The sequence below is a fragment of the Bradyrhizobium uaiense genome (assembly GCF_010811875.1).
GTDB lineage: Bacteria > Pseudomonadota > Alphaproteobacteria > Rhizobiales > Xanthobacteraceae > Bradyrhizobium > Bradyrhizobium uaiense.
The window spans coordinates 92,339-103,094 of record NZ_VKHP01000001.1 but is presented as its reverse complement, the minus strand read 5'-3'; the positions used below and the strand labels follow the sequence as shown (position 1 = coordinate 103,094).

The 10,756-nt window shown below is 60.1% G+C and carries 8 protein-coding genes; 7 read left to right on the top strand and 1 reads right to left on the bottom strand.

Annotated features, from left to right (window positions below; translation table 11 throughout):
* The first annotated feature begins 642 nt into the window (after nt 1-642).
* Nucleotides 643-1,761: a branched-chain amino acid ABC transporter substrate-binding protein gene (locus FNJ47_RS00340; protein ID WP_163149320.1), complete on the top strand. Its 1,119-nt coding sequence runs from the start codon at nt 643-645 to the stop codon at nt 1,759-1,761.
* Between the two features lie 52 nt (nt 1,762-1,813).
* The gene (locus FNJ47_RS00335) at nt 1,814-2,044 is read left to right on the top strand and encodes a hypothetical protein (RefSeq protein ID WP_163149228.1); all 231 of its coding nucleotides are present in this window, start codon (nt 1,814-1,816) and stop codon (nt 2,042-2,044) included.
* A gap of 374 nt (nt 2,045-2,418) precedes the next feature.
* On the opposite strand, the gene FNJ47_RS00330 is transcribed toward FNJ47_RS00335, so the two are convergent.
* Nucleotides 2,419-2,595: a hypothetical protein gene (locus tag FNJ47_RS00330; RefSeq protein WP_165445456.1), complete on the bottom strand. Its 177-nt coding sequence runs from the start codon at nt 2,593-2,595 to the stop codon at nt 2,419-2,421.
* An 873-nt stretch (nt 2,596-3,468) separates the two neighbouring features.
* Here FNJ47_RS00330 and FNJ47_RS53825 point away from each other — a divergent pair.
* The 5 genes from FNJ47_RS53825 to FNJ47_RS00305 all read left to right on the top strand — a co-directional run bounded on the left by FNJ47_RS53825 (nt 3,469) and on the right by FNJ47_RS00305 (nt 10,755).
* A complete protein-coding gene (locus FNJ47_RS53825; protein ID WP_347341589.1) occupies nt 3,469-4,161 on the top strand; it encodes a Crp/Fnr family transcriptional regulator in 693 nt (230 codons plus the stop codon).
* A gap of 1,536 nt (nt 4,162-5,697) precedes the next feature.
* Entirely contained in the window at nt 5,698-7,212 is a 1,515-nt protein-coding gene (locus tag FNJ47_RS00320) for an FAD-dependent oxidoreductase (protein ID WP_163149316.1), read from the top strand.
* Between the two features lie 21 nt (nt 7,213-7,233).
* Nucleotides 7,234-8,541 (top strand): aminotransferase class III-fold pyridoxal phosphate-dependent enzyme, encoded by a 1,308-nt coding sequence (locus tag FNJ47_RS00315; RefSeq protein ID WP_163149314.1) that lies wholly within the window; start codon nt 7,234-7,236, stop codon nt 8,539-8,541.
* Nucleotides 8,542-8,572: 31 nt separating this feature from the next.
* Entirely contained in the window at nt 8,573-9,511 is a 939-nt protein-coding gene (locus FNJ47_RS00310) for a sulfotransferase family protein (protein WP_163149312.1), read from the top strand.
* The gene (locus FNJ47_RS00305; RefSeq protein WP_347341588.1) at nt 9,508-10,755 is read left to right on the top strand and encodes an MFS transporter; all 1,248 of its coding nucleotides are present in this window, start codon (nt 9,508-9,510) and stop codon (nt 10,753-10,755) included. Before FNJ47_RS00310 ends, FNJ47_RS00305 begins: the two co-directional genes overlap by 4 nt.
* Nucleotide 10,756: the final 1 nt, after the last annotated feature.

The window sequence follows — 10,756 nt, the reverse complement described above, 5'->3', positions numbered from 1 at the left end:
CCAGCAGCTAGGACAGCGAAAACAGCTCTGCGCTCGCTTATGTCCGCCTTCATCGATATCGGTGACACATGTTGATTGTTTTCATATGGGGGACGGTGTGCAGGATCGCCTCATCCCTCCCCCGTCCGGACAGCCCGCCTCTCGCATACGCATTCCTGACGGGGTGGGCTCTGTACGTTGCGGACCGAGCTATCACTTTCCTGGCTGCATGATTCCGCTAGTGTTCGTCCAAGGCAGCCCGTGCGTTGAACGAGCGGCGGGCAATATGAAATGGACAACGCGTTGCGAGAATGAGACGGGACGATTTGTACGTTAACGTTGCTCGTTGATCTAGCTCTACCCTTGCGCACGCGCTCCGGCCTATCACTCTGCTGGAACGGCATCGGAACATGTCCTTGTACTGCTTTCGGGCGATGAGCTGCCTGCCGATCGTTCCTCGAACCTTTATATGGCTCGGCGACACGGAACTGTTTCTTCACCGGCTCAAGGTGGGCTGCCGCTCCATCATGGCGGTGCATTCGAAGGGGTTCGATGCGCGACCGTGACTTTATCTCCGGCTGCTTTTTAGGCGCTGGCCGTCGCCGGGCTCGCTTTGCTTTGCTCGACTTACTCGCCGCTGCATTTACCTTGTGAGGACCATCCATGACATCACTCAAGCTGATCGGCTTTGCGTTTGGAGCACTTATTGCGCTGTCCACCGAGGCATTGGCAGAGGACATCACCATCGCCGTCGCCGGACCGACAACTGGGGGCGAGTCCGCCTTCGGGCGGCAAATGAAGAACGGCGCGGAGATGGCGGTGGAGCAGATCAACGCGTCCGGCGGCGTACTCGGCAAGAGGCTCGCCCTCGACATCGAGGACGATGCCTGCGATCCCAAGCAGGCGCGATCGGTCGCGGAGAAGATCGCTGCCGCCCAGATCCCATTCGTTGCCGGGCACTTTTGCTCTTCGTCGTCGATCCCGGCTTCGGAAGCCTACGCGGACGGCAACGTACTGCAGATCACGCCCGCCTCGACCAACCCCCTGTTCACCGAGCGCAAGCTATGGAACGTGGCGCGCGTCTGCGGCCGCGACGACCAGCAAGGCCAGGTTGCTGCCAATTATATCGCCAAGCATTTCAAGGGCAAGAACATCGGCATTCTCAACGACAAGACCACCTATGGCAAGGGGCTTGCCGACGAGACGAAGAGGGCCCTCAACAAGGCCGGCGTCATCGAGAAGATTTACGAGTCCTATAACAAGGGCGACAAGGATTTTAATGCGATTGTCTCGCGCCTGAAGCGTGACAATATCGACCTCGTCTATGTCGGCGGCTATCACCAGGAAGCAGGCCTCATCCTGCGCCAGATGCGTGATCAGGGCCTGAAGACCGTACTGATGTCGGGTGATGCGCTGGCTGACAAGGAATTTGCCTCGGTCACCGGCGCAGCTGGAGCGGGCACGCTTTTCACTTTCGGGCCAGACCCACGCAACAAGCCGGCGGCGGCTGCCATCGTCAGTAAGTTCAAAGCCAAGAATGTCGATCCCGAAGGGTACACCCTCTATACCTACGCTGCAGTGCAGGTCTGGACCCAGGCCGCAATCAAAGCCGGCACCACGGATCCGAGGAAGGTGATGGACGTGATCAAGGCGGGCTCCTGGGACACGGTGATCGGCAAGCTGGAATACGATGCCAAGGGTGACATCAAGCAGATCGACTATGTCGTTTACAGGTGGGACGACAAGGGCGGCTATAGCGAGACCAACCCGAGCGCGTTTTGACGCATCTTGGGCCGACGCATCAAAGCTGGCGTGTCTCCCGGAGCGATGATCAATGCCGATTGATCGATTGCTCCAGGGCAGTAAGCTACGGCCGGACGAAATTGAATGTCTGAGCTTGGCCTATGCACGGACACTGCATGCGCTTTGCTTGGTTGATCGTGACGACCCTATCGCCGAAATCGTCGCAAAGGAGGTTATCGAGATCGGCGCAAGGGGGTTGGCGATCCAGATATCAAAGCTCGCCGTGGAGCAGCTTGGTATCCGTAAATCACCATCGGCATAAAGCCAGCACCGCCTGCAAACGCTGATCGTTTACCTTTACCCGATCAACGCACGGCGCGCTCTCCAGGTTCAACGCCTCCACCGGGTTGGAGGCAACGGAGCTTGTTAGACCTGCATAGCGCAGGTCTATGAGCGAGCGATCGACAAGATGAAACGGCTGATCGAGAGCCTGCAGACCCACATTTTTCCGTGCGATATGCACTCATGTCCATCGATCCATGAAGCGGTTCGACCGGAAATTACGCGGCCCCGCCCCATGAAGAACAAGGGCGGGGCCGCTCCCCTCCCCCGGGGGACGCCGCGCTGCGGATCATAGTGGCTATTGTCTAACGTCCACCATCTGCGGATTGACCATTCAGTATACGGCCGAGCGCGTCAGCCGGATTGCGACTTTCGGCCCTCTGCATTTTGCGTGACATTGCGCAAGACGAGTTCAGAAAGCTGCACGACCAGCTGTTTGAGACGCGCTATCTCCTGTCTGCAGCGCGCCAGCTCACGCTCTTCATCTGTCATTGTCGACAGTTCATAGCGGCTCCTAACCGCATGATTCATTTGACCCTCTATCCGACCAAATAACCGCGAACGACAATTCAAGCACACCCTATCGCCCCGTAATTGTACGGGAACATCGGCCTTTCGACGCCACGAAACACTGTACGCAGCGATCCAACTGTCTCGCCGAGCCGATCAATGTGTTATCCGCGCTACAGATCGGTCCGTTTCGTACTTACACAAACTCGCTGGCATGACGCGCCAGAAAGTCGAGCTTTGTCCTCTTGGAGCCGGAACGAATAATCATTTCGGATTTCTATTGCCAGCCTGATTTGCACGTCACGTTGACGACAGAGCGCACCGCCCCCCGAAACCCATCGCAGGCTGACGAGGCGATCGCCGTTCCTGCTGAGAAGGTCTGCCGATGGTGTTTCAGGGGCTTCAGATCCGGCCGCCCGTTCGACGCCATCCACCCTCACTCATGATCGACCGCAAACTAGATGCATTCTTGCGTAGCCAGATGAGCCGCCCCGGCTCCGGAATTGCTTCTCTTGGCTGCCGCCAAGGCACGATGCGGTCGATGCGGAAGGCGTCAGTGTCGAGCCGACGTTGGCTGCACGCTCGTGAGCCTTGACGCCGGTTGGAGGGTACCGCAGCTCGGCGGTCCACGCGATCGCGCGCCATGTTTCGTCGTTCTCCAGAAGTAATTGGTTTATCGTCGAGCTTTCAGGGATAGCCAGAACGTCATCGTCCGGTACGTTTGTGGGCTATCCGGCGTCTCCCCTAGAGATCGCGCAAAGCTCGAATAGGAGAGTAGGAGAAACGTTGAACATCAAGGGGAACCGTGCAGAATGGCCGCGGCCATGGCTGGTGGGGATAGGTGTCGATATCGGCGTACCCCGGCGATAGAACGGGGTTTGCTTGCCGCACCAAATGCTCATTGCGCGTCTGCGGAGCGTCACGGGCTTGTCCGAGCAAGACCAAGCTAAGCTCGAAAGCATGCCTCACACCATCAAAAGGTTTGCTCCTGGCGAGTGCCTGGCGCGCCAGGGGGATCGGCCTGTGAGCTGTGCAGTCGTGATGGGCGGCTTTCTGTCTCGCCAAAGAGTGGCATCGGATCGAACCCAGATAACGTCCTTCTATATACCTGGGGACATCCCCGACCTGCACACCCTTCACGTTCCGGAAATGGATCGCGATCTCCGCAGCATCGGCACGAGCATCATTGCCCTTGTACCCCACTCCTACCTCAGGGATATCCTCGCGAAGTCCGCCGCGCTCGCCCATGCGTTTTGGCGGGAGACGTTGATTCACACAGCGATCTATAGCGAATGGATCGAAAATCTTGGCTCCCGGGAAGCGCTGCCCCGGCTTGCTCATCTTCTTTGCGAGATCGCCGCGCGGCTTGAGCTCGTCGGGCTTCTGGACAATGGTCGCTTCCATGTTCCATTCACACAGCAAGACATCGCCGATGCATGCGGCCTTTCGACGGTACACGCGAATCGGACAATCCAGGAGCTTCGGCGCAGGAAGCTCATTGAATGGAACGGACATGCTGTTGATCTTCTTCAGCGAGATCGGCTCGAATTGCTTGCAGAATTCCGTCCCTCCTATCTGATGCGCTGAATTGCTTCGGCCGTTGCTGCCTGCGCAGCTTTGTCTAGACATCTCAAGCGGTGCTCGCCATTCGACCGGCAAGACCAAGCGCCAGTTGCAATTGGCTTTGAAGCGAATGCACTGCTCGTGGCAAAAACCCAGGGCAATCCGCCCACCCGGCCGGCGCCCCGCCGCGATCCCGCCGAGCGAACAGGTGTCGCCGATCGGATTTCGCGGAACGCCAGCAAGCTTCAGGAAATCTGCATCGTCAATCGCCGAGGAGCTCGCGGGCCACAGAGCGATTTCCCTGTTGCCAGCACAGCTCTGGGCCTTGGCTGTGATGCCCGCTAAATGAGCTGCGCTCCGCGACGCCGACCGTGTCATTCGGCTGGCTAACAAGACGCTCAAATGGTGCGCTGAAGATTGTCGGCCGCCAAACAGAGAACACGTCAGATTCTGTAAAGGCCAACAGGCATGAGATCACATGGAAAACATGACGCGCAACGCGCCTCGATGGCGGCGTGGTGCACGACTATCAAAAAATCGAATGCAACGCGTACGTCTGCTCTCCTCGGACCACTTAGCTGCTTGTGAAAGCCCATCAGCTTGAATTGTATGCGGGTCAGCTCAAAGAGCTTGAATCGCACGCGGCGTCACGTTGTACCATCTCAGAGTAGCTAACGAGGATACCCGACGGGACCTACTGTTGCTGCCATGATGAGATGATGACGCCGATGCGGTCGGCATGTGTACAGCAGAGACGAACTCCACTGTTCCAACCATCGTCTATGAGATTACGCAAAGGAGCACAATCGTACACCAGATCGGTCCGACATTGATCCTTTCGCAGTTTGAATTTGCGGTGAAAGCTTTGCCGCAAATACCGCCGACAGTCCTCCCTCTGTCGACGGAAGTTGGCGATGCTTAGCAGCCTCGCTCCCCAGACTGACTTCCGCCCGGCCATCAATCAGGCCGGGCTTTTTTTTTGCCGTTTATGAAGGGCGTAGATTGAGGCTGCTCTAGCCAACGTCTGATGATTGCGCAGAGTTGAGAAAGAAATTGCATTGCTGGCGGGTCCATCATCACGCGGACCGGCTAAGTCTCTCGCGATCAAACCGCGCGCAATTCGTACAATGATATATGAGAGTAGCGACCGATCGACGCACTCCAGCGAGTGCGGCCTCAAAATGCTCCCCGCATGGCGTCTCGAAGCTGCACTTGCGAGCGCATTCTCGATCACGAAAACATACGTTTGGTGCCCACACCGAAGGCGCAGGTGGGCGGATTTGCTTTGAGAGCTCCTAGATCCATCAAAAATTGCATTCCGGAAAAGTCGCTTGCTCATATTCACGCAGTTGCTGCTTCGAAGGGCTTGAATCGCACGCGGCGTCATATTGTACGATCTTGTGGCGATGATCCTTGTGGCGATGATCCTTGGCAAACGAGCGAAGCCAACCGGATAATCCGGGGCGATCGCACTTGCGATGAGACTTTTTGATGGCACCTCCTCTCTAATGAATACGGCGCGATTGTGCATCGGCGATATTGTTGCCAGAAGATGGGATAATGACGGCCGATATTGTTGATGTATGCGTAATCGGGAGTGGCGCCAGCGGCTCGACGGTCGCTCACGAGATCGCGCAACGCGGACTGCGCGTACTCCTTCTCGAGGAAGGTCGAACACTTCCTCCCGGCGCTTCGCTGGCGAGCGTCCAAAATGGCATGGATAGCGCCATGGTGCCGTCTGCGGCAGGGACGTTGACGCCGTTCGGGCGTCCGTGGACCGTCTGTGCGCTCGGCGGCGGAATGACTTTGTATGCCGGAATAGCCTTCCGCTGTCGCGCCATCGATTTTGACACACGTGCGCATGTGGCCGGGGACGCGCTCGACCCGAGCTGGCCGATCGACTACACCGAACTACGCCCATTCTATGATGAGCTGGAACGGCGCGTGGGAGTGGCCCGCCTGGCCGGAGCGGACCCGTTCGAGCCGCCGAGCGATCCCCCCGTTCTGCCACCGCACCAGTACAGCGTGCAGGGCCAGTTGATTGCCGATGCCGGGGCACGCCTGGGCCGGCTGCCGTTCCCCACTCCGTTGGCAATCAACTCGATCCCATATGGCGGCCGGCCAGCCTGTCACTGCGAGGGACCATGCAACGAACATCTGTGCCCAAGCGGCGCGAGGGCCGACGCACGCTCGCCGTTCACAGGTATCGCCCTGCCGCCGGACGCGCTGACGATTGCGCTCGGCAGCAAAGCCGTCCGCATTGATCTCGGCAACGTCAGTCGCGCCGATTCGGTGGAATGGGTGGACACTCTCAACCGACAACGCGCTCGGGTCCGCGCCCGCTGCGTGGTACTCGCGGGCAACGCCGTGCAGTCTGCCGCCCTGCTCCTACGGTCGGCGCAACAGGCAGCGCCCAACGGCATCGGCAACGCATCTGGCATGGTAGGCAGTGGCATCTCGTTTAAGATCAGCGGCTACGTGTCCGGTACGACCACGATAAATCCGCATATCACGCCCCAGCCGGGCCGCCCCTTCTCCACTGTTGCGGTGTCCGATCACTACCTGGACGACGAGGCGCCTTCGGGGCTCGGCGGAATGATCTACGAAGCAAGTTCGCCTGAACGCACGGATTGCGACGGAGAGATAAGGCTACGGCTGCATTTTTTGGCGGCCGACCAGCCCATGCGCAACAATGCGGTCCGGCTGGCCACCAGCCGGGACGGGCTGGGTTTGCCCAAGATCATTCTCGATTACCGGACCCATCCCCTCGACAAGCGCCGACTTGGCTACTTATCCCGACATGCGTCGAACTTGCTGGCCGAGGCTGGGGTAAAACAGATCGATTATCAAGATTCCAACTATCAGTTCGGCAGCGGTCACCTGCATGGCGGCTGTCGAGCGGGACTCGATCCGACACAATCGGTGGTTGATCGTTGGGGCCGCGTGCATGACATCGACAATCTCTATGTCGCGGATGGCGGCTTCTTCCCCTATGCCGGAGGCGTCAACCCGACCTTCACCATTCAGGCGAACGCGCTGCGGATCGCTCGAAGAATAGTCACGCAGCTGACGTAACGAGCGCAACGGAGACAGGTTTTGTCGATCAGCACGCCTACTGCCGCCGTGACCGCGACCGACGGGCAAGGATCGGCACTGCGACGCGCCCTGCGCGTCACCGCTTCGCAGAAGTGGGATCTCAACAGGCGTTTTCCGGTCGTGATGACGCGCGCGTCAGGCGCGCATGCATGGGACATCAATGGAAAGCAATACGTCGATTTCACTTCCTGTAGCGGTGCCGCACCTCTTGGGGCCGGATACGAGCCGGTCGTGGCGCACGCAGCCGCTGAGATGCGCCGCACCGGCGGGATTCTGCCCGGACCGCTGTCCGTGCACCGGGTCGAATTGGCCGAACGGCTGGCGGAGATCTTCCCCGTCGCGGAACGCTCAATGTTTTTCCGCACCGGATCTTGCGCTACCACTGCAGCCGTGCGCCTTGCCCGCGCGTTCACGGGCATCAACCATGTACTGACCAGCGGATATCACGGCTGGCATGACTGGCAGTTGCAGGACCGCCCCGAGATGGGGCTGCCCAATCGGGACCGCGACAGCGTGGACTTCCGCTACAACCTCGACTTGCTCGATGAGCTGGCAAGTGTCCAGCGCGTCGCCGCGGTGATCATCACCCCGGAGGTCAACTTCTTCCCGCCAGAATATCATCAGGAACTGCAGAGGCTGGTGCATCGGCACGGCGCCCTGCTTGTCCTTGACGAGGTGATGACCGGATTCCGCTACGCCCTTGGCGGGTACCACATCGCGGTCGGCCTCACGCCCGATTTGATTACACTGAGCAAGGGACTGGCGAACGGAATGGCGCTGTCGGCAGTCGCGGGCCGGGCGGACGTACTCGCCGCGGCCGAAAAGACATACATGGGAAACACCTACCAGCGCGAAGTCACCCCGTTCGCCGCTGCATTGAGCACCCTGCACGCCCTGCGCGACGGGACCGCGCTGGCCCGGATGCGCGAGGTCGGCGAGCAATTGATCAAGGGGCTCAACGGCGTCTTCACAAAACAGCAGGTCGCGGCATGGGCGTTTGCCTGGCCCACCATGTTCGACGTCGTATTTGCTGACGCCGAGCTTGGCCATGCCTTCTTCCAGGAAATGTGGGGTCGGGGCTTCCTGATGCAGTATGGCGGGCGCTTCATGCCATCGGCGGCAGTGTCCGACACCGATGTGCAGGCCGCCGTCGAAGCGGCTGGAGAGGCCCTTCCGGCAGCGCTGTCCCGCATGGAGAACTCGGCTCGCGACCCGGATCCAGTCGCAGCTGCAGTACGGTTCGCCAGAGATCATTTCGTTGCCACCCCGGGAGCGGTTCGGCGCTGGTTCAATGCGCCCGTCCACTGACAAGCACGCATGTCGAACAGAGAACAGGGCCATGTCGCAGCCGGATCCATTTTCCACATCGCCGGTGCTGCTCGGAGGTGACAACCGGTCGGGCACCACCCTGCTGAGTATCGTGCTCGACTCGCATCTGGATCTGATAGCCGGGCCGGAGATCGACTTCCTCGAACCGCCCAATCTCGGGCCGCACATTCTTGGTGCCATCGATCTGCTTGCGGCCGATTCACGGCTCATGGGCGCAAGCAAGAACACAATCGATCCGTTCTGGTATGATGGGACGCATTTTGTGGTGCAGTGCCGCCGCTTCGGTCTCGACTTCGATGATGTGCGCGAACTTGTCGGCAAGGTCATGGTCGTCACCGGCAATGACATTGTTTCGTTCGCCGACCGATGCCACCTCATCAACGAGATCGGCGAGTTGCGCCGGACGCGCAGCGGAGCGCAACGCTGGGGATTGAAACTGCAGCGGAAGATCACCCGGATCGACGACTTCGCCCGGCTGTGGCCGCGTGCACATTTCGTGCATATCGTGCGGGACGGCCGCGACGTTGCCGCCTCTCATCTGAGGACAGTTCCTGACTGGGGGTACCGAACAATTGCCGATGCCGCGCAGGGTTGGTTTGAAGTGGTGTCCCGGCCGCACAGAATCGCGCCGCCTGGCCGTTACCTCGAGGTGCGTTACGAGGACCTGGTTAGCAGTCCACGCACTACTCTGGCGGCGATTTTGGATCACCTCGGCTTGCCTTGGGACGAGGCCGTGCTGCGTCACGCTGAATACGAACACGCGTTGTTCGAACAACCGCACGACCATCCGGCAGCCGAGGCTGCGGGAAAGCCGCTGCATCAGGGGCGGATCGGTCGCCACGTCCAGGATTTGACGCCAGCTCAGATTTCGGAGTTCGAGGAGATCGCTGGAAGTGAACTGGCCCGACTAGGCTATCTGTCCGCCTCAACGCCGTCTGGCGACGCGTGAGCCGCCGGCGCCGATCTGATGCGCCTCACCGGCTGCCAAGCAGCTACCTTGCGCTGCTCGTCGGCCAGACCATTTCCTTGCTGGGCTCCAACGTAACCATGCTGGCGCTGCCGCTGACTGCAATTACCCTGCTGGATGCCGGACCGGCGCAGGCGGGGCTCTTGCTGGCCTGCGGTCGGGCACCGTGCCTTTTCGTGAGCCTGTTCGCCGGGGTCATCGTCGACCGTCTCCCGCACCGACAAATCCTTCTGACGGCCAATGTGATGATGGCGGTAACGCTTGCCACCATTCCGTTGTGCGCCAGCCTTGGACATCTGGGAATGGTTCAGCTGTACGTGACAACCGTGCTGGTTGGGGTAGCCGCGGTGATCGCCGACGTGGCTTATCTGGCGTGCATACCCACAGTCCTGGATCGATCTCAGCTGGTTCGGGCGCAGAGCTCATTGGAGTTCAGCCAAGCGACCGCGATGGCCGCAGGTCCGTTCCTGGCCGGCTGGCTCATCAACGCCTTCTCCGCTCCAACCGCAATCCTGGCCGACTCCGTCTCATTTCTGCTTGCCGCCGCGTTGCTCTCGCTGGTGCCGATGCGCGCCGCCTCATGCTCAGCGGCCCCCTCGAGCACTGTGCTGGTCCAAATGGCAGAAGGGTTGGCGAGTGTGTTCGGCAATCCAGTTTTAAGGGCCGTTACCCTAGCCACCGGCACATTCATCTTTTGGCACAACGCGTATTCTGCGGCTTTTCTCCTGCATCTGACCAGGCATCTCGAGTTCGACAGCCGAATCGTCGGCATGGTGCTCGGTATCGGCGCTCTCGGCGGTGTGGTGGGCGCGGCGGGCTCACCGTGGGCGGGCCGGACAATTGGGCTTGGTCCCGTATTAATGACCGGTTTGGCGGTGAGCGCGGCAGGCATGAGCCTTGCAGGCCTGCTCACCGGGCCCTGGTGGGCAGCAGTGGCATGCGTGGCGCTCTCCCAATTCATTCTGTGGATCGGCCAGGGACTCTACCACGTGCAGCAAGTTCCAATTCGATATGCGTTGGTCCCGCAGCACCTGCAAGGACGGGTCAATGCGAGCATCCGCAGCATCGTGTGGGGGCTGGGCTCGTTGGGCGCACTGGTCGGCGGCGCGGCCGCTGCTGCAACGAGCCAGCGCACCATGTTGCTGGCGAGCAGCGTGCTTGGGACCGCCTCGATAGTCTGGATCTGGCGCTCGCCGCTGCGCCGCATGCGTAGCTTGCATCTGTAAC